At 70.1% G+C, this 25,316-nt stretch carries 24 protein-coding genes and 1 pseudogene; 10 read left to right on the top strand and 15 right to left on the bottom strand.

The features are described 5' to 3' along the window. The 4 genes and pseudogenes from ACSVC7_RS04120 to ACSVC7_RS04105 all read right to left on the bottom strand — a co-directional run. Positions 1–193, bottom strand: a pseudogene (locus tag ACSVC7_RS04120) (UDP-glucose 6-dehydrogenase); the annotation flags it as partial. Positions 194–325: 132 nt separating this feature from the next. Beyond that, on the bottom strand, positions 326–1,195 hold the full coding sequence (gene galU / locus ACSVC7_RS04115) for a UTP--glucose-1-phosphate uridylyltransferase GalU (RefSeq protein ID WP_448202443.1): 870 nt from the start codon (positions 1,193–1,195) through the stop codon (positions 326–328). Between the two features lie 135 nt (positions 1,196–1,330). Continuing rightward, positions 1,331–2,053 (bottom strand): DnaJ domain-containing protein, encoded by a 723-nt coding sequence (locus tag ACSVC7_RS04110; RefSeq protein WP_448202444.1) that lies wholly within the window; start codon positions 2,051–2,053, stop codon positions 1,331–1,333. 65 nt (positions 2,054–2,118) lie between these two features. Continuing rightward, positions 2,119–2,847: a VWA domain-containing protein gene (locus ACSVC7_RS04105; RefSeq protein WP_448202445.1), complete on the bottom strand. Its 729-nt coding sequence runs from the start codon at positions 2,845–2,847 to the stop codon at positions 2,119–2,121. Between the two features lie 805 nt (positions 2,848–3,652). Between ACSVC7_RS04105 and ACSVC7_RS04100 the strand changes: the two genes are divergently transcribed. Then, a complete protein-coding gene (locus tag ACSVC7_RS04100; RefSeq protein WP_448202446.1) occupies positions 3,653–4,345 on the top strand; it encodes an RluA family pseudouridine synthase in 693 nt (230 codons plus the stop codon). Between the two features lie 17 nt (positions 4,346–4,362). Here the strand turns inward: ACSVC7_RS04100 and ACSVC7_RS04095 are convergent, their stop codons facing one another. From ACSVC7_RS04095 to ACSVC7_RS04075, 5 genes are all read right to left on the bottom strand, one after another. Further along, positions 4,363–4,611: a hypothetical protein gene (locus ACSVC7_RS04095; RefSeq protein ID WP_448202447.1), complete on the bottom strand. Its 249-nt coding sequence runs from the start codon at positions 4,609–4,611 to the stop codon at positions 4,363–4,365. 81 nt (positions 4,612–4,692) lie between these two features. After that, the gene (locus ACSVC7_RS04090; protein ID WP_448202448.1) at positions 4,693–5,781 is read right to left on the bottom strand and encodes an SGNH/GDSL hydrolase family protein; all 1,089 of its coding nucleotides are present in this window, start codon (positions 5,779–5,781) and stop codon (positions 4,693–4,695) included. A 16-nt stretch (positions 5,782–5,797) separates the two neighbouring features. Continuing rightward, the gene (locus ACSVC7_RS04085; protein WP_448202449.1) at positions 5,798–7,180 is read right to left on the bottom strand and encodes an MBOAT family O-acyltransferase; all 1,383 of its coding nucleotides are present in this window, start codon (positions 7,178–7,180) and stop codon (positions 5,798–5,800) included. Positions 7,181–7,275: 95 nt separating this feature from the next. Next, entirely contained in the window at positions 7,276–7,692 is a 417-nt protein-coding gene (locus ACSVC7_RS04080) for a GIY-YIG nuclease family protein (RefSeq protein ID WP_448202450.1), read from the bottom strand. 11 nt (positions 7,693–7,703) lie between these two features. Next, positions 7,704–9,614 (bottom strand): PAS domain S-box protein, encoded by a 1,911-nt coding sequence (locus ACSVC7_RS04075; protein ID WP_448202451.1) that lies wholly within the window; start codon positions 9,612–9,614, stop codon positions 7,704–7,706. Between the two features lie 180 nt (positions 9,615–9,794). On the opposite strand from ACSVC7_RS04075, the gene bioF reads away from it, so the two are divergent. The 6 genes from bioF to ACSVC7_RS04045 all read left to right on the top strand — a co-directional run bounded on the left by bioF (position 9,795) and on the right by ACSVC7_RS04045 (position 16,198). Beyond that, the gene (bioF, locus tag ACSVC7_RS04070; RefSeq protein WP_448202452.1) at positions 9,795–10,988 is read left to right on the top strand and encodes an 8-amino-7-oxononanoate synthase; all 1,194 of its coding nucleotides are present in this window, start codon (positions 9,795–9,797) and stop codon (positions 10,986–10,988) included. Beyond that, a complete protein-coding gene (locus ACSVC7_RS04065) occupies positions 10,985–11,632 on the top strand; it encodes an alpha/beta fold hydrolase (protein WP_448202453.1) in 648 nt (215 codons plus the stop codon). Before bioF ends, ACSVC7_RS04065 begins: the two co-directional genes overlap by 4 nt. Further along, positions 11,629–13,032: a dethiobiotin synthase gene (gene bioD / locus ACSVC7_RS04060; protein WP_448202454.1), complete on the top strand. Its 1,404-nt coding sequence runs from the start codon at positions 11,629–11,631 to the stop codon at positions 13,030–13,032. Before ACSVC7_RS04065 ends, bioD begins: the two co-directional genes overlap by 4 nt. Then, complete coding sequence (gene bioA, locus ACSVC7_RS04055; protein ID WP_448202455.1) at positions 13,029–14,360, top strand: adenosylmethionine--8-amino-7-oxononanoate transaminase; 1,332 nt, start codon at positions 13,029–13,031, stop codon at positions 14,358–14,360. The genes bioD and bioA overlap by 4 nt, the downstream gene beginning before the upstream one ends. 25 nt (positions 14,361–14,385) lie before the next feature. After that, on the top strand, positions 14,386–15,381 hold the full coding sequence (gene bioB / locus ACSVC7_RS04050; protein ID WP_448202456.1) for a biotin synthase BioB: 996 nt from the start codon (positions 14,386–14,388) through the stop codon (positions 15,379–15,381). Between the two features lie 109 nt (positions 15,382–15,490). Continuing rightward, on the top strand, positions 15,491–16,198 hold the full coding sequence (locus tag ACSVC7_RS04045) for a DUF2270 domain-containing protein (protein WP_448202457.1): 708 nt from the start codon (positions 15,491–15,493) through the stop codon (positions 16,196–16,198). Positions 16,199–16,606: 408 nt separating this feature from the next. Here ACSVC7_RS04045 and ACSVC7_RS04040 read toward each other — a convergent pair whose 3' ends face one another. Continuing rightward, complete coding sequence (locus tag ACSVC7_RS04040) at positions 16,607–17,719, bottom strand: saccharopine dehydrogenase family protein (protein WP_448202458.1); 1,113 nt, start codon at positions 17,717–17,719, stop codon at positions 16,607–16,609. Between the two features lie 127 nt (positions 17,720–17,846). Here ACSVC7_RS04040 and ACSVC7_RS04035 point away from each other — a divergent pair, with 127 nt between their 5' ends. The 3 genes from ACSVC7_RS04035 to amaB all read left to right on the top strand — a co-directional run bounded on the left by ACSVC7_RS04035 (position 17,847) and on the right by amaB (position 21,724). Continuing rightward, positions 17,847–18,275, top strand: coding sequence for an Lrp/AsnC family transcriptional regulator (locus ACSVC7_RS04035; protein WP_448202459.1), 429 nt, complete (start codon positions 17,847–17,849; stop codon positions 18,273–18,275). Positions 18,276–18,386: 111 nt separating this feature from the next. Continuing rightward, complete coding sequence (locus ACSVC7_RS04030) at positions 18,387–20,042, top strand: thiamine pyrophosphate-binding protein (RefSeq protein ID WP_448202460.1); 1,656 nt, start codon at positions 18,387–18,389, stop codon at positions 20,040–20,042. A 182-nt stretch (positions 20,043–20,224) separates the two neighbouring features. After that, the gene (gene amaB, locus ACSVC7_RS04025; RefSeq protein WP_448202461.1) at positions 20,225–21,724 is read left to right on the top strand and encodes an L-piperidine-6-carboxylate dehydrogenase; all 1,500 of its coding nucleotides are present in this window, start codon (positions 20,225–20,227) and stop codon (positions 21,722–21,724) included. A gap of 199 nt (positions 21,725–21,923) precedes the next feature. Here the strand turns inward: amaB and ACSVC7_RS04020 are convergent, their stop codons facing one another. The 5 genes from ACSVC7_RS04020 to ACSVC7_RS04000 all read right to left on the bottom strand — a co-directional run bounded on the left by ACSVC7_RS04020 (position 21,924) and on the right by ACSVC7_RS04000 (position 25,315). Further along, positions 21,924–22,109, bottom strand: coding sequence for a hypothetical protein (locus ACSVC7_RS04020; protein WP_448202462.1), 186 nt, complete (start codon positions 22,107–22,109; stop codon positions 21,924–21,926). 188 nt (positions 22,110–22,297) lie between these two features. After that, on the bottom strand, positions 22,298–22,882 hold the full coding sequence (locus tag ACSVC7_RS04015; protein WP_448202463.1) for a hemerythrin domain-containing protein: 585 nt from the start codon (positions 22,880–22,882) through the stop codon (positions 22,298–22,300). 51 nt (positions 22,883–22,933) lie between these two features. Beyond that, on the bottom strand, positions 22,934–23,836 hold the full coding sequence (locus tag ACSVC7_RS04010) for a DMT family transporter (RefSeq protein WP_448202464.1): 903 nt from the start codon (positions 23,834–23,836) through the stop codon (positions 22,934–22,936). Between the two features lie 149 nt (positions 23,837–23,985). After that, positions 23,986–24,303 carry a hypothetical protein gene (locus ACSVC7_RS04005; protein WP_448202465.1) on the bottom strand — a complete coding sequence of 106 codons (318 nt, stop codon included), beginning with the start codon at positions 24,301–24,303 and terminating at the stop codon, positions 23,986–23,988. A gap of 94 nt (positions 24,304–24,397) precedes the next feature. Continuing rightward, positions 24,398–25,315 (bottom strand): ACP S-malonyltransferase, encoded by a 918-nt coding sequence (locus ACSVC7_RS04000; RefSeq protein ID WP_448202466.1) that lies wholly within the window; start codon positions 25,313–25,315, stop codon positions 24,398–24,400. Position 25,316: the final 1 nt, after the last annotated feature.

The raw sequence follows: 25,316 nt of genomic DNA, 5'->3' as shown, positions 1-25,316 counted from the left end.
TCAGCCGGCCGGCGGCGACGTTGCGCGCCACCAGATCGTCCAGCCCCGGCTCGTAGATCGGGATCTCGCCGCGCTTCAGCCGCTCGATCTTGCCGGCGTCCTTATCGACGCAGCAGACATGCACGCCGAATTCCGAAAAGCAGGCGCCGGACACCAGCCCGACATAGCCCGTACCGATCATCGCTATACGCATGGGGACCCCTCTACCCGAAATCCACGCTGCCGGCGGTTCTTTGGCCTTGCGACGGCCCGCCCCGGCATGCGTCGCCCGCCGCCACCGGGTCAGCGGGGACGGCGGGCGCGCTTATCATACCACTTTCGTGTTTCAGCAATACTTGCGCAGCATGTCGCGCACCTTCGCGGCCATGTCCGGCCGCTTCAGCGCGTGGGCGACGGTGGCTTCGATGAAGCCGACCTTGTCGCCGCAGTCGAAGCGGGTGCCTTCGAAGCGCAGGCCGTGGAACGGCTGGTTGCCGATCAGCTTGGCCATGGCGTCGGTCAGCTGGATCTCGTTGCCGGCGCCGCGCTGCTGCTTCTCCAGATGGTCGAAGACCTCCGGCTGAAGGATGTAGCGGCCGATGATCGACAGGGTGGAGGGCGCTTCCTCCGGCTTCGGCTTCTCGACGAGGCCGCGGACGGTCGCCAGACGGCCGTCGTCCTTCTCCACGTCCAGGATGCCGTAGCTGCTGGTGCGCTCGCGCGGGACGTCCACGACGGCGACGATGTTGCCGCCGACTTCGTTGTAGGCATCGACCATCTGCTTCAGGCAGGGGGTGTCGGCCTGCACGAAGTCGTCCGGCAGCACGATGGCGAAGGGGTCGTTCCCGATCACCGCGCGCGCGCACCAGACCGCGTGGCCGAGGCCGAGCGGAACCTGCTGGCGGGTGTAGAAGCAGCGGCCCGGAGCGATTTCGCTGTCGCGCACCACTTCCAGAGCGTCGATCTTGCCGCGCTCTTCCAGGGTGCGGTTCAGTTCGGTGTCGGCGTCGAAATGGTCCTCGATGGCCCGCTTGCTGCGGCCCGTGACGAACACGAAGTCCTCGATGCCGGCGGCCCGCGCCTCTTCCACAGCGTGCTGCAGAAGGGGCCGGTCGACCAGCGGCAGCATCTCCTTCGGAATGGCCTTGGTGGCCGGCAGGAAGCGCGTGCCGAGACCGGCGACGGGGAACACCACCTTGCGCACGGGTTTTCGCATTGGGGTACTCTTGTGGTTGCTTGAGGAAATACTTCGAATATGGAGCGGTTCTGCACAACCGCAAAAACGCTCGTGGTGCTTTCTGCCACAGGGTTTCCAGACGCGCAACAAGCCCTTCCGGGACACGGCGTTCGGCTAGTTGCGCAGCAACAAATCCTTCGCTTGGTTGATCTTGGCCGCCAAATAGGTGGAACCCCCGTGATCCGGATGCACTTTCATCATCAGCCGGCGATGCGCGTCCTTCACCTGATCGGGTGTAGCCCCTGGTGATAGCCCCAAAATGTCATAGGCCTCCTCGCGGGTCATCGGCCCGCCGCCACCCCCGCTTCCGGAGCCCCCATCCTTTCCAGCACCGGCCGATTCCTCCGCCCGGCTCTGCCAGTCGGGGTGCGTGCGGTCGAGCCACGCCTCCAGCACGGTGGCCGATTGCGCGTCGTCGCGCCGGCAGTCCTCCAGAAGGGACATCAGCTGCCCGAAGGTCAGGGAGTCCAGCGTCCGCCCGCGCCAGGGGCCGTGCAGCACCTCCCCCGCCATGGCGCCGCTGTCGTGGAACAGCGTCATGCGCAGGTACAGCGTCTCCACGCGGGAGGTCTGGCCGCCCGACGGCCCGGCCGCGGAGCGCAGCGAGTCGCGCAGCACCCGCCAGCGCGTGAACAGCGGGAAGCCGACCGCCCCCAGCATCAGCGCGGTGCCCAGCCGCCCGGTCAGGGTCAGGAAGACGATGACGGTCGCCCCCAGCGCCACCCCGCCGTAGCGCACCGTGTTGGCCAGCGTGCGCGGGTCGGCGGACACGAAGACGCGGGCCAGGATGTAGAACCCGACCACCAGCGCGATGCCCAGGAGGAAGTACCCAAACATCCCGCCCTGCCCCATCGGTTGAATGCCCGGCCCCGTGCCCCGTAACGCCGTTGCGCGTGCGGCCATCACACGTTCGGTTGACTGCCCTTGCCGACCTGACTGCTGAGCAGCCGCACCGCGTCGCCCCGGCCCCGGCTGAAATTTTCCAGCGCCGCCCGTCCGCCCGCCGCATAGACCGCGACCGCGCTCAGCAAATCCTTCAGCTGCTGCGCCGACGAGCCGTCGAACGGGCAATAGGCGCCGCCGGACAACCGCGCGATGGTCTGGAAGGCGCGCTTGGCGATCAGGTCGCCGCGCTCGTGGAAGATGAAGACCGGCACGCCCAGCAACCCCAGCTCGCCGGCCTGATGGGCGAGCTGGTCGATGTCCTCTTCCATGCAATCGCCGACGAAGACCAGCGCGTTGACCTTGTTCGCGCGCGTCTGCTTGATGCAATGGGCCAGCACGCGGGCGATCTGCGTCTGCCCGGCCATGCAGGACACCGCCGTCATCCTACGCAGCAGGTCCTGGGAGTTGCCCACCCACGGGCTCGCCTGACACTCCCGGAACCCCCGGTAATAGACGAGCTGGATGTCCAGCCCACCGAGAGCCGAGGTCGCCTGGAACATCTCGCCCTGGATCTGGCAGGCGCGGTCCCACGTCGGCTCGCGGCTGGCGGTCGCGTCCATGGCGAACATCAGCCGCCCGCGCGCCCCGGTGGCCGCCCGCGGGATCGCCGCGACCTGACGCAGAAAGGCATCGACGTCCGACTGCGACGACCGTTGATGCGCCGGCAGATGATCGCGTTCCCCCATCCCCCGCCCCTTTCGCGTAACAGCGCTACGGTGGAAAGATGCGCCTCTCCACGCGGCCGGTCGAGTCTGCCCATGGGTCACACCCATTTCGGGAGCTTGGGCGTTTCGGGGCACTCCCGGCCGATTGAGGAACAAAGACGGCGCGGGGGTGGTTCCGAAGTTCGCGGCGCGTTCTTGCTTCGTTTTCTGCGATCCGTTAAGCTTGCGCCGCCATCACCCAAACCATGCCTTGCCGCCCCCCTCTCCCGCCTCCGGCGGGAGGGTGAAGGCTATAGGCGCCAACTTTAGCCGTTTGGAGCGGCATACCACGGGCAACCACCACCCCATCCCGTCATCCCCGCGAAGGCGGGGATCCAGCCGGATCAAATGCTTAAGCGCGAAGTTTTCTGGATCCCCGCCTTCGCGGGGATGACGACGGAAGAGGGGATGGAAGCCGAGTTCAGTCCCACAACGGCTAAAATTAGCGCCTGTGAGGGTGAGGTAAGGTTTCCCCAAGAGGCCAGCGCGCGCTTTTCTGGACTCTTGGGCAAACCTTGCCCTCACCCTTCCCACTTCGTGGGCCCCTTCCCTCGCCCGCCTCCGGCGGGCAAGGGAAAAAATACGCACACACATCGTTGTGCATCGACCGCACAATAGTCGTACACATACAGTATCCACCAAGCCACGGACAGACATCAGCAAATCACCCTTCCACCCCATTGTGCAGCCGCCGCCGACTGCACAATCCGCACAACGATGCCCAACGCACGCCATGCGCCAACCGCATAACCTTGCCCCAAGCCCCACCGGCGTGCTTGGGTGCACCATGAGTTCCACCTTCACCCCCGACACGCTCCGCGCCCGCATCCTGCATGAGGACGAGGACGTCTTCGTCGTCGACAAGCCGGCCGGGCTGGCCGTGCACAAGGCCGGGCGGATCACCGACCACCTGGATCTTTACCTGCCCTTCCTGGCCGGGGAGGACGGCGTGCCGCCCCGGCTGGCGCACCGGTTGGACCGCGATACGGCGGGCTGCCTCGTGCTGGGCCGGTCGCCCTGGGCGCTGAAGCGGCTGGGCGACATGTTCGCGGCGGGGCATGTGGAGAAGACCTACTGGGCGGTCAGCGAGGGCGTTCCGGAGGAGCCCGAGGGGATCATCGACTACCCGCTCCTGAAGCTGGTCATCCCCGGCGCCTGGAACATCGTGACGCACCCGGACGGGCAGCCGGCGGTCACCGACTACCGCGTGCTCGGCACCGGCGGCGGGCGGGCGTGGCTGGAGTTGAAGCCGCGCACCGGGCGCACGCACCAGATCCGCGTGCATTGCGCCGCCATCGACTGCCCGCTGGTGGGGGAGCCTTATTACGGGCCGGAGCGCCGGCCGCCCGGCAACCTGCACCTGCTGGCGCGCTCCGTCGCCTTCACGATGGCCTTCGACCGCGCCCCGGTCACCGCCGTCGCCCCGCCCCCGCCGCACATGCGGGATGCGCTGGCCGCCTGCGGCTGGAACGAGGGATAGTCAAAAGCCTGCGGCGCTCACGGCGCGCTGCGGAAGCGCCAGACGCGGGCCTGCGGGCTGCGCGGGATGGGCTCGGGCCGCCATTCCGCGCGGGCCGGCTCGACCCGGTCGGCGACGCGGCCGGCCAGGGTCAGCACGGCGTAGAGGGCGAGCACGGTCACGACCAGCGCCCCCAGCGGCTGCTGCACCGCGAGGTCGTAGAGCGGCTCGGCCAGCGGCGCCGCCGCGTGATGGATGCGGACGGCACAGTCGATGCAATCGGGCATGCGCGCTCCTCCCCTGAACCGGTTCGGCCCAGCTTACGGAGGTTGCGCGCCCCACGGTGGCGACAATGATGGGACCAGCCGTCAGGAGACCGGGCCGCGCCGAACGGGTTCCGCCGAAGGGGGTACCAGCAGGCGCCACGCACCCTCGGGATCGTCCCTGCGCTCCCGCACCGCGTCGGCCAGGGAGCGCTCGATCCAGTCGGCGATGCCGACGCGGTAATGCAGGTTGTCCCAGTAGTTCGCGTCGTCCACCGTGACGCGGGACGGGAAGCGGAAGTCCACCAGGGCGGCGCCGTGCGCGGACGCGATGCGGGCGACACGGGCCTTGCACTCCTCCTCCCGCGCCCAGGGCTGGGAGCCCGGCTGCGGCTGGGCGGCGATGTGGACGGGCATGAAGGCCAGGATCGGGCGCGCCCCGGCCGGCAGGCGGGAAACCAGCTCCTCCAGCCAGGACAGGGCGGGGAAGCGCCAGGACTGCCGCTCCTCCTCGGTCGGGCGGTAGGGCGGCTCGGCGGGGGTGATGGTGCGCTTCGGCCCGCCCCAGATCTTGGCCTCGACCTTGCCGCGCTCCCACTGGGAGTCGGGCGGCACGAAGACCTCGTAGCCGTCGGGTCCCAGCCGCGGCGGGCGCAGGCCCAGATGGTACTCGACAAGGCGCGCGGCGATCTCCAGCGTCTTGCCGTTCAGCAGGTAGGCCAGGTCGTTCCAGCGGTCGTCGTCGTACATCCAGGGCGGAAAGGGCCGGAAGGTCAGGCGCTGGGTGTCGGCGTCCGGCTCGCACCACACGCGGTCGAGCCCGATGATGACGGTGCGCGGGGCCTTGACGCTGCGCAGGAACAGGTCGGCGATGCGGTACTGCTCCCACGCCGTGGCGCTGTTCATGGCGAGGTTGGCGAAGCGCCCGCCGAACAGGTCGTTCAGGTGCGCCGGCTGCAACAGACGGGAGGTGGAGGTGCCGACGACCGCGCTGTCGAACTTGCCGCTGCGCACCAGCCCCGGATAGAGGAAGCGCTGGTTGTCGTCCATCAACGGCCGCTCGATGGGCGGGCTGAAGGGCACGTTGTCGTAGGGATCGACCAGCAGCACGAACAGCAGCAGCGCCGCCACCAGCCCGCCGGCCGTCAGCAGCAGCGTCGTCACGAAGCCGGTCCAGTTCGGGGATTTCCGCAAGACTCGCCCTCCCCGCTCAGAACTGGAAATAGATGAAGCTGATGGGCTGGCCCTTGCCGACCTCCAGCAGGCAGACCACCGCCACCGCCGCGAAGGCCACGGCGAAGACCCGGCGCGGCTTCAGCAGGTCGTCCACGAAGGCGAGGCTCGTCGGGCCGAGCACCGACACCACCGCAGCGGCGGCCATCAGCAGCGGACGCTCCAGCCCGCCGCCGAAGCCGCCCGCGCCGGCCATGCCGGCCAGCAGGTTCCCGGCGGTGGCGAAGTCCGGCGCACGGAACAGCACCCAGCCGGCGACGACGAACAGCATGGTCAGTGCCCAGGCGGCCGGCAGCGGAAGCGGCCGCTTCAGCCCTTGCCAGACGTGGCAGGCGATCAGCCCCGCCCCGTGCATGAGGCCCCAGGCCACGAAGGTCCAGGCCGCCCCGTGCCACAGCCCGCACAGCCCCATGGTCGCCATGGTCGCCGCCACGTAACGTCCGAAGCCGGCCCGGCTGCCGCCCAGCGGGATGTAGAGATAGTCCCGCAGATAGCGCGACAGGGTCATGTGCCAGCGCCGCCAGAAGTCCCGCACCGACGCTGCCTTGTAGGGCGCGTCGAAGTTGACCGGCAGGCGGATGCCGAACAGCAGCGCGATGCCCAGCGCCATCTCGGTGTAGGCGGAGAAGTCGAAGTAGAGCTGGAAGCTGAAGGCCAGCGCACCCGACCACGCCTCCCCCAGGCCGGGCACGGTGGAAGCGGCGCCCGCGAAGACCGGGTCGGCGACGCGGGCCAGGGGGTCGGCCAGCAGCACCTTCTTGGCGAAGCCCAGGATGAACAGCGCCAGCCCCTTGCCGAAGCGCTCCGCGAAGCCGGGGCGCAGCGGGTCGTCGGCCAGCTGCGGGATCAGCTCGTTGTGGCGGACGATGGGGCCGGCGACCAGATGCGGGAAGAAGAAGACGAACAGGCAGAAGCCGCGCAATGGATAGGCCGGCACCCGCCCGCGCCGCAGGTCGATCAGGTAGGAGATCAGCTCGAACGTGAAGAAGCTGATGCCGATGGGCAGCAGCACGTCGCTGTGCGGCAGCGCCGTTCCCAGCAGCGCCGACAGGCTGTCCAGGAAGAAGTTCGCGTACTTGAAGTAGCCGAGGATGGCGAGGTTTGCGGCCACTCCCGCCGGCACGATCCATCCTTTGGGCCAGCCCATGGGCCAACGCCGGTGCAGGTGCGCCAGCGCCCAGGTCGCCAGCGTCTGCCCCAGCAGCAGCGGCACGAAGCGCGCGTCCCACCAGCCGTAGAAGACCACGGAGGCCACGACCATCACCCACTCCCGCGCCGCCTCCCGCCGCGCGGCGGCGTAAAAGAGGATCAGCACGGCCGGAAGGAAGCCGAGCACGAAGGCCTGGGAATGGAACAGCATCGAAAACGCTCGAACCCGGTGGGGACAGGGGAACTGGGCGGACTTGATACACCGGATTGCGGGCCTGCCGGATGAAAAAAGCGGCAGACAAAGACCTATCGCAGGATGCCGGGGCTCGCCCCCTCCGGCCAGGACAGCAGGTGGCTGGCGCAGTCCCGGCAGTCGCTGCTGCCGAAGCCCGGCACGGGAACCGGCAGCCCGGCGAGATCCGCGACCAGCGCGCACTCGTCGCCGCCGGGGAAGCTCCAGGCGCCGACCATGCGCCCGGCCGTGGTCAGCCGGTCGATGTGCCAGCGCACCGTCTTGTCCCGGCGGAAGTGCCGCCCCACCCGCGCCTTCAGGCCGCCCGGTCCGCGCGCGCTGCCGCAGTAGAGATAACGCCCTGGCGCCAGCACCGCCGCTGGCTTGCCGGGCAGGCGCAGCTCCAGCGCGCGGTCCAGCTCGATCAGCAGGACATAGGCGCCGGGCAGCGGCGGGAGGCTGTGGGGATCGTTGTGGAAAGGGGCCGGCATGGCGCGCGAGCTTACGCGCCCCGGCGCTCCGGCAAAAGCCTTGCTTTGGGAAGGCGCACGGTCACCGTGGTCCCCACCCCCGGCGCGCTGTCGATCAGGAGCGTGCCGCCATGCTGCTCCACCAAGGCGCGGGAGATGTGGAGGCCCAGCCCCGTGCCGGGATAGCGCCGCGCCAGCGGCTCATCGAGCTGGACGAAGGGCTGTCCGACCTGCGGCAGGCGGTCGGGACCGATGCCGATGCCCGTGTCGGAGATGGCGATGTCCAGCCCGTCTACCCCCTCCGTCACGGCGATGCCGACCCGCCCGCCCGCGGGGGTGAACTTCACGGCGTTGCTCAGCAGGTTGATGAGCACCTGATTCAGCCGGCGGCGGTCGGCCAGCACCGTGGGCGCGGGGCTGGGCATCGACACGTTCAGATGGAGGCCGTGGGAATCGAAAGCGTGCAGCGTCATCCGCAGGGTCATGTCGACAATGCGGTCGAGCGCCAGGGGCTCCTCGTTCAACTCCAGCCGGCCGGCCTCGAAGCGGGCGACGTCCAGGATGTCGTTGATGAGGCCCAGCAGGTGACGGCCGCTGCGGCGGATGTCCTCGACATATTCGGCCAGGACGGGCTCCGCCTCGCCGGTGGAGAACTCCGTGGCCAGCAGGTCGCTGAAGCCGATGATGGCGTTCAGCGGGGTGCGCAGCTCGTGGCTCATGGTGGCGAGGAAGGTTGACTTGGAACGGCTTGCCGCCTCCGCCGCCTCCTTCGCCGCGCGCAGGGCTTCTTCCTGCTGCTTTTCCAGCGTCACGTCGGTGCGGATGCCGACGATGCCGCCGTCCTTGGTGCTGTGGTCGCTGATGCGGGTCCAGCGACCGGACAGCGTGCGCTGCTCGCCGACATACTGGTCCACGCCAGCCTTCAGCCGCGCCGCGATGATCGCCTCGCCCTGCTCCGGCGTCAGGTCGCTGTCGGTCTCATAAAAGCGCCGCATCAGCGCCGCGTAGGGCGCACCGGGCACGAGATGGGGGACCAGCGTCGGGTAAAGCTCCCGGTAGCGCCGGTTGCACATGACGAACCGGCGGTCGGCGTCGAGGAGAATGAAGCCTTCCGACAGGCTCTCGATGGCGTCGGCCAGGATCTCCTCGGCGCGGTGGGCGCGGGCCTGGGTCTCGCGCAGCACGGCCTCGGCGCGGCGGCGTTCCGTGACGTCGGTCCCGACCCCGCGGTAGCCCAGGAAGGTCCCCTCGGCCGAGAAGACCGGCTTGCCGCTGGTCAGGATGTAGCGGAGGTCGCCGTCCCCGTTTCGGTGCGCGTATTCGAAGTCGCGGAACGGACGGTGCGCCTTGAGGTCGGCGAGATGCCGGCGCCATTTCGGGTCATCGGCGGCCTCGGCCGCCAGCTCCTCCCGCGTCTTGCCGACGAAGTCGTCCGCCTCGCCGCCCAGCAGGTCCGACATCCGTTCGGAGAAGTAGGTGAAGCGCAGGTCGGCGTCCATCTCCCAGAACCAGTCGGAGGCGGCGTCCGCGAAGTCGTGGAAGCGGCGCTCGCTCCAGCGCAGGGCCTCCTCCGACCGCTTGCGCTCGGTGATGTCGATCATGGTGCCGTGCAGGTCCAGCCGCCGGCCATCGGCGCCGCGCGTAGCGACACCGTGCAGTTCCACCCAGCGCCAGCCGCCGTCCCGGGTCCGGACGCGCAGCTCCGCGCGGCAGCACACCCCCGTCGTTCCCGGCGGCGGCGCTCCCGGAGCCGTCCAGCGGTCGTGGTGGGCCGGGTCGATGGCGTCCAGGCAGGGTTTGCCGAGGCAGTCCTCCACCGGGAAGCCGGTCACCATGCTCCAGGCGGGGCTCAGGAAGGCCCAGGTTCCGGCGGCATCGACGGCGAACAGGATGGCCGGCGTCGAGGACACGAGGCGGTCGAACAGAGCGTGGCGGTCGGTCAATCCCGGCATGATTCCTGGGGATGGTCTGAAGGAGGATGGTCAGAAGGCGGGCCAAAGACGGGGCGCAGTGATACCCCACCCTACGGCCTTGCCATGAAGAATTTCGAGATCGAATGATCGGCCGCCATCGCGATTCCGCCCTTTCGCCCCAGCGCCGCGCTCTGCTATCACGCCCCGGCCATGTCCCGACTCGACCCGTTGTTCCGCCAGGCCCTCGACAGCCTCGACCAGCGCCACATGCGCCGCGCCCTGCGGCCCGTGCGCCCGGAGGGGGCCGGACGCATCCGCCGCGACGGTCGGACGCTGATCAACTTCTCCAGCAACGACTATCTGGGGCTGAGCCGCCACCCCCTGCTGGTGGAGCGCGCCCGCGACTGGGCGGAGCGCTGGGGGGCCGGCGCCACCGCCTCCCGCCTCGTCTGCGGCACGCTGGAACTGCACGCGGAGGTCGAGGCGAAGCTCGCCCGGCTGAAGGGAACGGAGGCGGCGCTGCTGCTCAACTCCGGCTGGCAGGCCAACGCCGCCGTCCTGCCGGCCCTGTTCGACCGCGACCTGCTGGGCGGGGAGGCGCTGGTCTTCACCGACCGGCTGAACCACGCCAGCCTGCACCACGGCTGCGCCGCCGCCGGGGTCCGGCAAATCCGCTTCCGCCACAACGACCTGGACCATCTCGACAGCCTGCTGGCGCAACGCGCCGGGCAGCCGGGCGCCCGCTTCATCGTCACGGAAAGCGTCTTCAGCATGGACGGCGACCGCGCCGACGTGCCGGCCCTGGCCGCGCTGGCCGAGAAGCACGGCGCCTTCCTGTTCCTGGACGAGGCGCACGCGACCGGCGTGCTCGGCCCCCGGGGCATGGGGCTGGCCGGGCTCGCCGAGGGGGGCGCCGAGGAAGGTGTGGACCTCGCCATGGGCACCTTCAGCAAGGCGCTGGGCGGCTTCGGCGCCTACGTCGCTGGGTCCAGGGCGCTGTGCGAGTACCTCGTCAACCGCTGCGGCGGGCTGATCTACGCCACCGCGTTGCCGCCGGCCGTGCTGGGGGCGATGGACGCGGCGCTGGACCTCGTACCGACCCTGGACGCGGAGCGTGCCCGCCTGCACGCCGCCGCCGAGCGGGTGCGCGGAGCCTTCCAGGCGCTGGGCATCGACACCGGCGGGTCGAGCACGCAGATCGTCCCGGCCATCGTCGGGGAGGAGGCGGAGGCGCTGGCGCTCAGCCGGCGGCTGGAGGAGCGCGGGATCCTCGGCATCGCCATCCGCCCGCCGACCGTGCCGGCCGGCACCGCCCGCCTGCGCTTCGCCCTGTCCGCCGCCCACGCCGACGCCGACCTCGACGCCCTGACCGGCGCCGTGGCCGAAGCCTGGAGGCCGGCATGACCGCCCCGGTGTATGTGCTGGTCCATGGCTGGGGCTTCGGCCCGGCGGTCTGGGACGGCGTGCGCGCCGCCCTTCCGGCAGGCGACAGCCTGACCGTGGACCTGGGCTTCTACGGCCCGCCCGCCCTGCCCGAGATCCCCGCCGGGCGGCCGGTCGTGGCGGTCGGCCATTCCTTCGGCGGGCTGTGGCTGCTGCACGAGCGGCCCTTCGCCTGGGACGGGCTGGTGCTCGTCAACGGCTTCCCCCGCTTCACCGAAGGCGAAGGCTTTGCCCCCGCGACGCCGCGCCGGGTGCTGGACCGCATGATCACCCGCTTCGACGCCGCCCCGCAGGCCGTGACGGCAGACTTCCTGCGGCGTTGCGGTGTGGAGGACCCGGCTTTGGAAGGCCTCGACGCGGGCCGGCTGGGCGAGGCCCTGCGCGCCTTGCGCGACTGGGACGCCCGCGCGGCCGTGGCCGGGCCGATGCTGGCTCTGGCCGGCGGCCAAGACCCCATCGTACCGCCGGCCATGACCGAGCATGCCCTGTGCGGCGTCGAGCTGGACTGGCACGCCGAGGGCGGGCACCTGCTGCCGCTGACCGCGCCGGGCTGGTGCGCGGAGCGGATCGCCGGCTTCGCCGCACGGCTGGACACCGGAATATGAGCATCCGCAAGGCCGCCATTGCCGCCGCCTTTGGGGAGGCGTCCGGGCGCTATGAGGACCACGCCGCCGTGCAGCGGATCGCGGCGCAGCGGCTGGCCGGGCGGATCGTCCGCCTGCCCCTTCCCCGGCACCCGCGCGTGCTGGAGATCGGCTGCGGCACCGGTTTCCTCAGCCGGGCGCTGCGGGACCGCATCGACGGAGCGGAGTGGCTGTACACCGACCTGTCGCCCGCCATGCTGGACCGCTGCCGCGCCGCCCTGGGGGAGCCGGCGGACGCCCGCTTCCTGCTGCTGGACGGGGAGCGGCCGGAGGTGGACGGACCCTTCGACCTGATCTGTTCGAGCCTCGCCTTCCAGTGGTTCCAGGACCCCGCCGGGGCGCTGGAGCGCTGGGCCGGGCTGCTGTCGCCGGGCGGGCACATCGCCTTCGCCACGCTGGCCGCCGACAGCTTCCGGGAGTGGCGCGACGCGCACCGGGCGCTGGGGTTCGAGGCCGGCATGCCGGACTACCCCACCCCGCAGGCGCTCGCCCGGCTGTGGCCGGCGGGCGGGATCGGGCTGGTCGAGGAGGAGCGGCTGCTCCGCCACCACGCCGACGGCCTGGACTTCCTGGCCGAACTGAAGGGCATCGGCGCCCACCTGCCGGCCGAGGGGCGCCGCCCCCTGCCGCCGGGGGCGCTCCGCCGCGTGCTGCGCCGGCTGGCGCCGCCGGAGGGACTGACCGTGACTCATCACATCGCCTATGGGACCTTCCGCCGGGATGCCGGCCGTCCGAGGGGTGTCTTCGTCACCGGCACCGACACGGGGGTCGGCAAGACGCTGGTGTCGGCCTGCCTCGCGCGGGCCTGGGGGGCGGCCTATTGGAAGCCCTTGCAGACCGGCATCAAGGACGAGCCGGGCGACACGCCGACCGTCACCGATCTGGCCGGGCTGAGCCCCGACCGCGTCCACCCGCCGGGCTACGCGCTGGCCGAACCGCTGGCCCCGCTGGCGGCGGCGGAGATCGAAGGCGTCTCCATCGACCTCGACACCTTGGCCCTGCCCGAGAGCGACCGCCCGCTGGTGGTGGAGGGGGCCGGCGGGCTGATGGTGCCGGTGACGGAGGACGCCTTCATCATCGACCTGATCGCCCGCTTCGGCCTGCCGGTGGTGCTGGTGGCGCGGAGCACGCTCGGCACCATCAACCACACGCTGCTGAGCCTGGAGGCGCTGCGCGCCCGCGGGCTGCCGGTGGCCGGGGTGGTGCTGAACGGCCCACCGAACGCCGGCAACCGCGCGGCCATCGAGCGGTTCGGCAAGGTCCGCGTCCTGGCGGAAATCCCGACACTCCCCCAGCTGGACGCCTCCACCATCGCCGAGGCGGCGGCCCTGATTCCCTCCTTCGAGTCCGTGTTCCCATGAGCATTGTCGAACCAAATATTGTTGATTGGGACCGCCGCCACGTCTGGCACCCCTTCACCCAGGCGCAGACGGCGCCGGAGCCGATCCCGGTCAGCCGGGGCGAGGGCGTCAGCCTGTTCACCGAGGACGGGCGGGAGATCCTGGACCTCATCTCCTCCTGGTGGGTGAACCTGCACGGCCACGCCCACCCGGCCATCGCCACCGCCATCGCCGAGCAGGCGCGGACGCTGGAGCAGGTGATCTTCGCCGACTTCACCCACGGCCCGGCCGCCCGGCTGGCGGCGAAGCTGGCCGGGGTGCTGCCGGGGGACCTGAACCGCGTCTTCTACTCCGACAACGGCTCGACCGCCGTGGAGGTGGCGCTGAAGCTCGCGTGGCAGTACTGGCGCAACAAGGGCCAGGAGCAGCGGCGCCGCTTCCTGGCCTTCGACGGCAGCTACCACGGCGACACCGTCGGGGCCATGTCGGCGGGCGTCGGCTCCGGCTTCTACGCGCCGTTCCAGGAGCTTCTGTTCTCCGTCGACCGCATGCCCTACCCCGCCACCTGGGACGGCGACGCGGAGGTCGAGGCCAAGGAGGCCGCGGCGCTGGCCTGGCTGGAAGGCTGGCTGGCAACGCACGGGGCCGAGATGGTCGCCGTGATCATCGAGCCGCTGGTCCAGGGCGCCGCCGGCATGCGGTTCTGCCGGCCGGAGTTCCTGCGCGCCCTGGCGGCGCGGGTGCGGGACGCCGGGGCGCTGGTGATCTTCGACGAGGTGATGACCGGCTTCGGCCGCACCGGATCCCTGTTCGCCAGCCTGAAGGCCGGGGTCGCGCCGGACCTGATCTGCCTGTCCAAGGGCCTGACCGGCGGCTTCCTGCCGCTGTCCGTCACCGCCTGCGGGGAGGCGATCTACGAGGCCTTCCTCGGCGCCAGCTTCGACCGGGCCTTCGCGCACGGGCATTCCTTCACCGCCAACCCGCTGGGCTGTGCCGCCGCGCTGACCTCGCTGGAACTGACCACGTCGGAGGAGACGGCGGCCAACCTGCGGCGGATCGAGGCGCGGCACCGGGCCGGCATCGCCGACCTGTCCAACCATCCCAAGCTGGCCCGTGGCCGGGTCATGGGGACCATCGCGGCCATCGAGGTCCCATCAAACCAAAATGGCGTGGCCGGCGGCTACACGGCCGAGGTGGGACAAAGGCTGAAGCGCTTCTTCCTGGAACGGGGTTTGTTGATCCGCCCGCTCGGCCCCGTGATATACCTGCTGCCGCCCTACTGCGTGACGGACGGGCAACTCGACCGTGCCTACGCGGCGATCCGCGACGCCGCCAACACCCTTCTCTGACCAGTTTCTTCATCAAGGACCGATCATGCCCGACACCGCGACGCAGACCGTGGACACCGCCGCCGCTCCCGCCACCAAGCGCTGGACCCGCGCGGAGATCCTGGCGCTGTTCGATCTGCCCTTCATGGAGCTGCTGCACCGCGCGCACGAGACGCACCGCCAGTTCCACGACCCGAACAAGGTCCAGCTGAGCACGCTGCTGAACATCAAGAGCGGCGGCTGCCAGGAGGACTGCAAGTACTGCGCGCAGAGCGTGAAGTACAACACCGGCGTCGAGGCCGAAAAGCTGCTGGACCGCGAGCAGGTGCGCGCCGCCGCCCTGACGGCGAAGAAGGCCGGCGCCGGCCGCTTCTGCATGGGTGCGGCGTGGCGCGAGCTGAAGGACCGCGACGTCGAGAAGCTGGCCACCATCGTCCGCGACGTGAAGGAGCTGGGGCTCGAGGCCTGCATGACGCTGGGCATGCTGACCAAGCCGCAGGCGAACGCGCTGAAGGACGCCGGGCTGGACTACTACAACCACAACGTCGACACGTCGGAGGAGTTCTACGACACGATCGTCTCCACCCACAGCTACCAGGACCGGCTGGACACGCTGGCGAACGTGCGGGACGCCGGGCTGAAGGTCTGCTCCGGCGGCATCGTCGGCCTGGGCGAGAGCCGCACCGACCGCGCCGGCCTGCTGGAGACGCTGGCCAACCTGACCCCGCAGCCGGAGAGCGTGCCGATCAACAAGCTGGTGTCGGTCGCCGGCACGCCGCTGGGCGGGACGGACTCGCTGGACGCCTTCGAGTTCATCCGCACCATCGCCGTCGCCCGCATCCTGATGCCGCGCAGCTACGTCCGCCTGTCGGCCGGCCGCCGTTCCCTGAGCGACGAGGGGCAGGCGCTGTGCTTCTTCGCCGGCGCCAACTCCATCTTCTACGGCGACAAGCTGCTGACCACCGGCAACCCCGACCATGAGAAGGACCAGCAGCTGTTCGCCAAGCTGGGCCTGGAGGCCGACGGCGGTTCCCACTCCTAAAACTGCGTTCGTCCATTTGCCCCCGTTCGCGTGTTGAATCCCACGAACGGGGGCGCCGGCGCCGGTCGGCAGCCTCCGCACCACGACATTGGGGGGAGGACCGCCGGCCATGGACGACACCACCGTCAAAGTTCCCAAGTCGCACTTCACCTCGGCCGACATCACGGCGCTGTCCCACCTCTACCGGGCGGAGATCTACCGCAGCACCGTCTGGCGAACGCGGCTGGACGCCACCACCAACTGGGCGGTCGTCACCACCGGCATTGCGCTGTCCCTGACCTTCAGCAGTTCGACCGCGTCACCGCTGCCGCTGGTGCTGGTGGGTTTGCTGGTCGCGGTGTTCCTGTACATCGAGGCGCGGCGGTATCGCTTCTTCGACTTCTGGCGCATCCGCGCCCATGTGCTGGAGCTGTATTTCCTCGGCCCGATCCTGCGCGGGCAAGGGGTGCAGACCGACAACCGCTGGAACGAGATCCTGTACCAGGACTACCGCAGCCCGCATCTGCACATCACCTACACGGAGGCGGTGGGACGGCGGCTGCGGCGCAACTACGGCTGGATTTTCCTGATCCAGGTCGTGTCCTACCTCGGCAAGCTGATGATCCATCCCGTGCCGTTGCAATCGCTGGACGAGCTGTTCGCGCGGGCGACCATCGGGCCGGTGCCGGGGCAGCTGGTGCTGCTGGGCGGGCTGATCTTCCACGCGACCTGGATGACCATCGCGTTCCGCACCTACAAGAGCCGCCGGGGAGCGGATCGCGAGCGTCCGCCGCTGCCGCCCAGGGATGCGGTGCTGGAGTTGGCAAGGGGGCCGTGAGGGCGGGGCACCTCCAGCGTTCGGCCCCCTCTAGCATTTTGCCCCCACCCTAACCCTCCCCCGCCTTTGGCGGTGGAGGGGACTGCCGCCGCTTTGCCAAAGTTCCCTCTCCCGCGCAAGCGGGGGAGGGTTAGGGAGGGGGCAACGGAAGCCGCCATTGTGCATCGTTGTGCAGATTGTGCATGCGGCGGCGCATGCACAATTCGTCAATTCAGGCGTTTTCACAATCAACGCAACAAGTTAGCCACACACGTCCGCACACGACCATTGTGCATCCGCGCTGCACGGCCCTTGGACAAACCCCTGGCGTTGATGCCGAAGGCTAACGCGCCGATGGGAACAAAGCAAGATCCGCTCGGGCCGCAAGAATCCCCTCGCCCGCCTCCGGCGGGAGAGGGGGTTATTCGCTCACGCCGCGCGGCTGATGGTCTGGGGTGCCAGGTCCGCCGCGGCGTAGTTGCGGCCGAAGCGGTTTGCGATGAAGTCGGCGTAGGGCACGTCCTCCTGCTTCACGAAGCCTTGCTGGGGCAGTTTGCCGTCCGCCAGGAGGTCCAGCACCGCGCAGATGCCGGAGGCGGTGGTGATCTGGATGCCGTTGTAGAATTTGCCGTCCATCTCCCGGCCGTAGATCTTGTTGGCGTAGGTTTCCTGCAACAGACGGCCGCGCCTGGTCCCGGTGACCGTCACGAAGATCAGCACCACGTCCTGCATGGTCGCGGGGATGGACTGTTCCAGGATGTCCTTCAGCAGCTCCCGCCGGCTGCCCAGCCGCAGGTCGTGCAGCAGCGCCTTCATGATGTCGCGGTGGCCCGGATAGCGGACGGAGCGGTAGTTCAGCGTCCGCACCTTGCCGGCCAGCGTCTCGCACAGCGTGCCGAGGCCGCCGGAGGTGTTGAAGGCCTCGTACAGGATGCCGTCGAGGGAGAATTCCTCGCGCTCCTCCAGCGGGGGGACGTTGATCAGACGGCCTTCGACGATGGCCTCGCAGGGCTCCAGATACTCGTTGATGACGCCCTCGGTGCTCCAGGTCAGGTTGTAGTTGAGAGCGTTGGAGGGGTATTTCGGCAGGGCGCCGACGCGCATGCGCACGGTGTCCAGCGTCTCGAAACGGGAGGCCACGTCGTAGGCGACGATGGAGATGAAGCCCGGCGCCAGCCCGCATTGCGGGATGAAGGCGCAAGGGCTCCCGTCGGCCAGATCCTTCACGCGGCGGGTGCTGGCGACGTCCTCCGTCAGGTCGAGATAGTGGGTGCCGGTCGCCCGCGCCGCCTCCGCCACGCCGACGGTCAGGTGGAAGGGCAGCGCGCTGAGCACGGCGAACTTGCCGGACATGGCCTCGTGCAGAGCGGCCGGGTCGGTGGCGTCGAGCACGCGCGTCGTCACCCGCGGGTGGTCCGGCAACCAGTCCAGGGCCTCCGCCGACCGGTCCGCCACGGTCACCCGGTAGTCGCCGGTGGCCTTCAGCAGGTCGCAGATCGTCTCCCCGATCTTGCCGCCGCCCAGCAGGAGGATTTCGCGCATGGTTCACCCCTCGTCCCGTTCATGTGTCGTTATGTCGCAAGCTTGACCGAGCGGGCCGTCGATGTGCACTGTGCAAGGTGCTGATCTGCGGCGCGAGTGTCGGCGAAATGACGAAGGTTTCGGCGGAATGATGGACGAGCTTGACCAGCGGCTGCTCGACGCCCTTCAGGACAACGCGCGGGAGCCCACCGCCGCGCTGGCCCGCCGCCTGCGCGTGTCGCGCAGCACGGTGCAGAGCCGCATCCAGCGGCTGGAGGACCAGGGGGTGATCGCCGGCTACACGGTGCGGCTGTCGAGCGACTTCGCCCGGCGGCTGATCCGCGCCCATGTCTCCATCAGCGTGTCGCCCAAACACACCGCCGCCGTGGTCCAGGCGATGAAGCGCATCCCGGAGGTGCGCGCCCTGCACACCATCAGCGGCGAGCATGACCTGATCGCCGTGATCCGCACCGAGACCATGGAGGAGATGGACGCCCTGATCGACCGCATCGGCGGGATCGACGGGATCGAGCGCACCACCTCCTCCATCATCATGGCGACGAAGTTCGAGCGGTGATGGGTTGCGGGTCATGACGGAAACTCATGACCTGGGGAAAGAATGTCAGTTGCGCCCGTGCCCGCCGGTGGACACATTGGGATCAAAGATCATGAAGGGGGCGGACAGGCCATGAAGACCGGTGGGCGCTTGATCGTTGAGGCGCTGGAGGCGCAGGGCGTGCAGCGCGTGTTCTGCGTGCCGGGCGAAAGCTATCTCGCCGTGCTGGACGCGCTGCACGACTCGTCCATCCGCACCGTCGTCACCCGCCACGAAAGCGGTGCCGCCATGATGGCGGAGGCCGAGGGCAAGCTGACCGGGCGCCCCGGCGTGTGCTTCGTCACGCGCGGCCCCGGCGCCACCAACGCCTCGGCCGGCGTGCATGTGGCGCAGCAGGACTCCACGCCCATGGTGCTGTTCATCGGCCAGATCGAGCGCGGCATGCGCGGGCGCGACGCCTTCCAGGAGGTGGACTTCACGAAGATGTTCGGCGGCATGGCCAAGTGGGTCGCCGAGATCGACAGCCCCGACCGCGTGCCGGAGATGATCAGCCGCGCCTTCCACACCGCCATGTCCGGCCGCCCCGGCCCGGTCGTGCTGGCCCTGCCGGAGGACATGCTGGTCGAGACGGCCGACGTGGTTGCGGCGCAAGCGGCGCAGCCGGTGGAGAGCGCCCCCACCCCGGCGCAGGTCGCGGAGCTTGGGCGGCTGCTCGGCACCGCGCAGCGCCCGCTGGTGATCGCGGGCGGCTCGCGCTGGTCGGAAGAGGCGGTGGCGGGCTTGCGGGCGTTTTCTGAAAAGTTTGCGCTGCCGGTCGCCGTCACCTTCCGCCGGCAGATGCTGTTCGACCACACGCACCCGAACTACGCGGGCGACATCGGGCTGGGCATCAACCCGAAGCTGGTCGGGCTGGTGAAGGACGCCGACCTCGTGCTGCTGCTGGGGGGGCGCTTCTCGGAGGTGCCGTCGCAGAGCTATGAGTTGCTGGGCATTCCGGAGACGGGCAAGACGCTGGTCCACGTCCATCCGGGTCCGGAGGAGCTGGGCCGCGTCTACCGCCCCGACCTCGCCATCAACGCCACGCCGGGCGCGTTCCTGGAGGCGGTTGCGGGACTGAACCCGCCGGCTTCCCCCGCGTGGAAGGGCCGCGCGGAAGCGGCGCACGCCGCCTATCAGGCCTGGAGCGAGCCGCCGGCCGCCATTCCCGGCGCCGTCCAGATGGGCAGCGTCATGGCGTGGCTGCGCGACCATCTGCCGGACACCGCCACCCTGACGAACGGGGCGGGCAACTACGCCACCTGGATTCACCGCTTCTGGCGCTTCCGCCGGTACGGGACGCAGGTGGCGCCGGTCTGCGGGTCCATGGGCTATGGGCTGCCGGCGGCCATCGCGGCGAAGCTGATCCATCCGGAACGCGACGCGCTGTGCTTCGCCGGCGACGGCTGCTTCCAGATGACCGGGCTGGAGTTCGGCACCGCCGTGCAGGAGGGCGCCAACGTCATCGTGCTGGTCGTGGACAACGGCATGTACGGCACCATCCGCATGCACCAGGAGCGGGAGTATCCCGGCCGCGTCTCCGGCACCGCGCTGAAGAACCCGGACTTCGCCGCCTTCGCCCGCGCCTACGGCGGCCATGGCGAAACGGTGGAGCGCACCGAGGACTTCGCCCCGGCCTTCGAACGCGCCCGCGCTTCCGGTCTGCCCGCCATTCTCCATATCAAGCTCGACCCCGAAGCCCTGACGCCGACCCGGACCCTGTCCGAGATCCGCGCCGGCGGCCGGAAATGACCATCTGAACTGTGAAAGCCCTTCTCCCCTTGGGGGAGAAGGGTTGGGATGAGGGGTCGTTACCGCCGGAAGGCGGGAATAGAATTTCCGGCCGGCATTCGCCGGCGCCACCCTCACCCCAACCCCTCTCCCCTCAAGGGAGAGGGGCTTGAAAGCATCCAAGCCCTCTGAGGAACGTCCCCATGCAGCATCGCGACCTTCTCTCCCGCCTTGGCCTGGAGCTTCCCGCTGACGGGGCCGGGCTTGCCGTCCGTTCGCCCATCGACGGCGCTCCGCTGGGTGTGGCGCCGGTCACGCCGGCCTCCGCGATCCCGGACGTCGCCGCCCGCGCCCAGCGCGCCTTCGAGGCGTGGCGCAGCGTGCCCGCCCCGCGCCGCGGCGAGCTGATCCGCCTGCTGGGCGAGGAGCTGCGCGCCGCCAAGGAGGACCTCGGCCGGCTGGTCACGCTGGAGATGGGCAAGATCCTTCAGGAGGGCCTGGGCGAAGTGCAGGAGATGATCGACATCTGCGACTTCGCGGTCGGCCTGTCCCGCCAGCTCTACGGCCTGACCATCGCGTCGGAGCGGCCGGGCCATTCCATGCGCGAGACCTGGCACCCGATGGGTCCCTGCGCGGTGATCTCCGCCTTCAACTTCCCGGTGGCGGTCTGGTCGTGGAACGCGGCGCTGGCGCTGGTCTGCGGCGACCCGGTGATCTGGAAGCCGTCGGAGAAGACCCCACTGACCGCCCTCGCCTGCCAGCGCATCTTCGAGCGCGCGGTGGCCCGCTTCGGCGATGCCCCGGCGGACCTGCTGCAAGTCGTCAACGGCGGGCGCGATGTGGGCGAGGCTCTGGTCGCCAGCCCGCTGGTGCCCATCGTGTCGGCCACCGGCTCCACCCGCATGGGCCGCGAGGTCGCGATCAAGGTGGCGGAGCGGTTCGGCCGGCCGATCCTGGAGCTGGGCGGCAACAACGCGATGATCGTCGCCCCGTCCGCCGACCTGGACATGGCGGTGCGGGCCATCCTGTTCTCCGCCGTCGGCACCTGCGGCCAGCGCTGCACCACGCTGCGCCGGCTGATCGTGCACAAGGACGTGCGCGACGCGCTGCTGCCGCGACTGAAGGCGGCCTACGCCTCCGTCCCCGTCGGCAACCCGCTGGAGGCGGGCGTGCTGGTCGGCCCGCTGAACGACAAGGGCGCCTTCGAGGCCATGCAGCGCGCGCTGGAGCAGGCCAAGGCCGACGGCGGCGTGGTGACGGGCGGCGAACGCGCCCTGGCGGATAAGTTCCCGGACGCCTGGTACGTGCAGCCGGCCATCGTGGAGATGCCGGCCCAGACCGACATCGTGCGGCACGAGACCTTCGCGCCGATCCTCTACGTGCTGTCCTACGAGACGCTGGAGGAGGCCATCGCGTTGCAGAACGCCGTGCCGCAGGGCCTGTCCTCCTGCATCTTCACCACGGACATCCGGGAGGCGGAGCGCTTCCTGTCGGCGTCGGGCAGCGACTGCGGCATCGCCAACGTCAACATCGGCCCGTCGGGCGCGGAAATCGGCGGGGCCTTCGGCGGCGAGAAGGAGACCGGCGGCGGGCGCGAATCCGGGTCGGACAGCTGGAAGGCCTACATGCGCCGGCAGACCGCGACGGTGAACCACTCCAACGCGCTGCCGCTCGCCCAGGGCATCAAGTTCGAGATGGGTTAAGGAGCCGCAAAGAAGCCCTTCTCCCCTCCGGGGGAGAAGGGTTGGGATGAGGGGGAGCCCCGACAGGGGCTATAAGCGTCGGCAGCGAAGGCATTTTTCGGCCATCCGGCCGTAAGCACCCTCACCCCAACCACGCTTGCCTGCGAACGCCTTTGGCGTCCTCCGGCGGCGCGCCCCTCAAGGGAGAGGGGCTTCTTTTTTAGGCGGCTTCGGAGCGAAATCGCTCGGCCGCGTTGGAGCGGTGGATGTGCTCGGCAATGGGGGTAAGCTGCGCCAGAACCTGATCGCGGGTCAGGCGGTCGCGCCGAAGCACGGCCTGGGCCACGGGATCGTTCAACAGTTCGGCAACGCGGCAGCGCCACGTCTGCTTGGGCAGTCCGTTCATTGCTGTTCTCGTTGCTGTGGGCGAAGGGGCTGGGGGCGAAAGGGCTGTGGGTGAAAGGTGCCGGCCATTCCCCGGCGGCCGCACCGTACGCGCAGGATGTTACAGTTCGACGCGTACAGCCCGTGATATTTCGGGTACCTGAACGTCCTGTGTACGCCCCTACGGTAGAACCGGCACCGTACGCCCTGCTACAGCAGGAGAGCCTTTTCCCGCCGTACGTTCCCCGACAGGCGCGTCGTGGCGCGCTTGCCGAGTGCGGCGCGCAGGCGGGGGAAGTCCACATCCTCCTCCTGATGGACGTGTTCGGCGATCAGCATCTTCAACTCGCTGACGCGGCCGAGCCAGTTGGGATCGTCCTTGGGCATCTGCTCCAGCGCGAAGAGGTCCATCTTCATGTCCGCGTGCTCGCGGTAGAGGCGGTTCACGTCCTCCTCCGCGTGGGCGCGGTCGTGCAGCAGGGGGTAGACGACGTCCTCCTCCGCCAGCGCATGGGCGGCCAGCCGGCGCTTCAGCCGCAGCAGGAGCTGCGTCCGGCGGAAGGTCGCGGTCTGGGGCGTCTGCTCCATCTCGTTCAGCAGGCGCAGGATGTGGCGGTGGTCGTCGGCGAGCGCCCGGAAGGGGTCGCGGCCCGACGCCGTGCCGGCGGCCTGGGCCACCAGCGGCGGCAGGACGCGGCTGGCGACGACCGCCGTCAGCGCGCCCGCGGCGAAGGCGGCAAGGCCGCCCGCGGTGAAGACGCCCCGCTCCCTGTATCCCCTGGAATTCCGTGCCATGTGCCCGTCCCTCCCCTGTCGGTGTGTCCGAGGTTCAGGCAAGCAACAGAGTCAGGCGGGGGGCGTTGCGGAGCGCGAGCGGACCTGCTCGCGGTGGAAGATGTAAAGGCCGCTGCCGACGATCACCAAACCACCCGCGAGCGTGGAGGCGCTGGGCACCTCGCCGAAGACCAGAAGCCCGTACAGAACCGCCCAGACCAGCGAGGTGTAGCCGAAGGGCGCCACCGTCGCCGCGTCCGCCGCCGTGTAGGCACGGATCAGGCAGAAATGGCTGGCGGCCCCGACGCTCCCCAGCATCAGCATCAGTGCCCAGCCCGTCAGGTCCGGCGTCACCCAGTTGAAGGGCAGCAGCAGCGTGCAGACCGCCGTGCCAGCCATGCTGGTGTAGAACAGCGTCGTCATGGTCGGGTCGCTGCCGCGCAGGATGCGCGTGACGATCTGGTAGAGCGCGTTGCACAGCGCCGCGCAGAGCGGCAGCAGGATGGCCCACTGGAACACCAGGCTGGCCGGCCCGATGATCATCAGGGCGCCGAGGAACCCGACCATCACCCCCATCCAGCGGCGCCAGCCCACCCGCTCCTTCAGGATCGGCACGGACAGCACGGTCACCAGCACCGGCGCCGCGTTGGCGATGGCCGCCACGTCCACGAAGGGCAGGATCTTGTAGGAGAGCGCGGCCAGCAGCGTCAGCACCGCCAGCAGGGCGGAGCGCAGGAGCTGCGCCACCGGGCGCCGCGAGCGCATGTAGCCGGGCGAGCGCGCGAGCACGATCACCGCCGCGATGACCAGATGCACGGAAAAGCGCGCCCAGGCGACCTCGACGATCGGGTAGACCTTGACCAGGGTCCGCATCACCGCGTCCTGGGTGACGAACAGCAGCGTGGTGGCGATCATCCAGGCGATGCCGGCGCGTCCGGACGCGGCGGCGGAGGCCGCGTTTACGGCGATGGTCATGGTGGGGGAAAGTCCTTCATCCGGCGGGCGGCGGGCGCGACAAAATCACGCGCCCCTACCCTGGCCCAGACGACGCGGAGGGGTCAAATGCGCAGGCCGCATGGCCGTGTCGCTTGCCTGGGCCGCTTGGGCCGTGACGCTTCCCCCCGTCAGGGCAGTTCGGGCAGCAGCAGGCCGGAGATGGCGCGGGCGGTGTCGGCGGCGCGGCGGCTGGCGCGCAGGGCGAAGGCACCGCAGCCGGCCAGCCCGCCGCCGACGAAGGCGGCCCCGGCGCGGCAGGCCTCCCCCTCGAAGGAGACGGCGGCGCCGTTCAGCGCGATGATGGTCGCCACCCAGCAGACCAGACCGACGATCAGGTTCAGCAGGGCAAAGCGGATCAGCCGTAAAACGTCCTTGGTGAGGGCCGGATCCAGGGGCGCATCGCGACCGTACTGGATGGGCTCAGCATCAAGGTCGGCGCGGCGCATGGCGGTCTCCGTCGAAGGTCCCCGTGGACTATGGAAACAGTTCAGCGGGGCACTCGTGACGGCAAAGGCGCACAGCCGGGCCGCTTATTTCGGGTCACCCCGCCTGACGCTCCACCCAGTCCGCCACGCCGCGCAGCGACCGGAAGTCGGCGACGGAGCGCACGGGCAGGTCGGGGAAGCGGTCGCGCACCATGCGGGACAGCCCGTTGCAGGGGCCGAGTTCCAGCAGGACCGTGCAGCCCATCTCCACCAGACCGTCGATGCAGGCGGACCAGTTCACCGTATGCGCGATCTGCCGGGTCAGCGTGGCGACGGCGCGGTCGCGGTCGCGCACCGGGGCGCCGTCGATCCCCGCCAGCACGGGAACCAGCGGGGCGCGCAGGCCGCTGCCCTCCAGCACCCGCCCGAACGCCTCGGCCGCCGGGGCCATCAGGGAGGTGTGGGAGGCGACGGTCACCGCCAGCGGCGTGACCCCGGCGCCGAGCGCGGCGACGGCCTGCTCGAACGCGGTCAGCGCGTCGCGCCGGCCACCGACCACAAGGCGGTCCAGGTCATTGACGATGGCGGTCTCCAGGCCGTGGTGGCGGCACAGCGGCTCGATCTGCGAGCGGTCGAGGCCGCGCACGGCGAGCAGGCCGCTCGGCTCCGGACAGGCGCGGTCCATGGCCTCCGCGCGGCGGCGGGCGAGGTCGAGGAGTTCGTCGGTGCCCAGCGCGTCGGCGCAGCCGTAGGCCGACAGCTCGCCCAGGCTGTAGCCGGCGAACAGCCGCACCGGCGGCAGGCGGGGCCGCAGCGCCGCCCAGGTCGCCGCCTGCACGGCGCAGAGCAGCGGCTGCGCGACGGCGTTGCGCTGCATCGCCTCCGGCGGGCCGGCGACCAGCGCGCGGGGGTGGGTGCCGAGCACCCACTCGGCGGCGTCCAGCACGGCCTGCGCGGCCGGCTCGCCCGCCAGTATGTCCAGCATGCCGGGGTTCTGCCCGCCCTGGCCGGGGCACAGGATGCCGAGCGCCATG

The sequence above is a fragment of the Azospirillum mesophilum genome, assembly GCF_053470405.2.
This window is presented reverse-complemented; position numbering and strand designations above follow the sequence as displayed.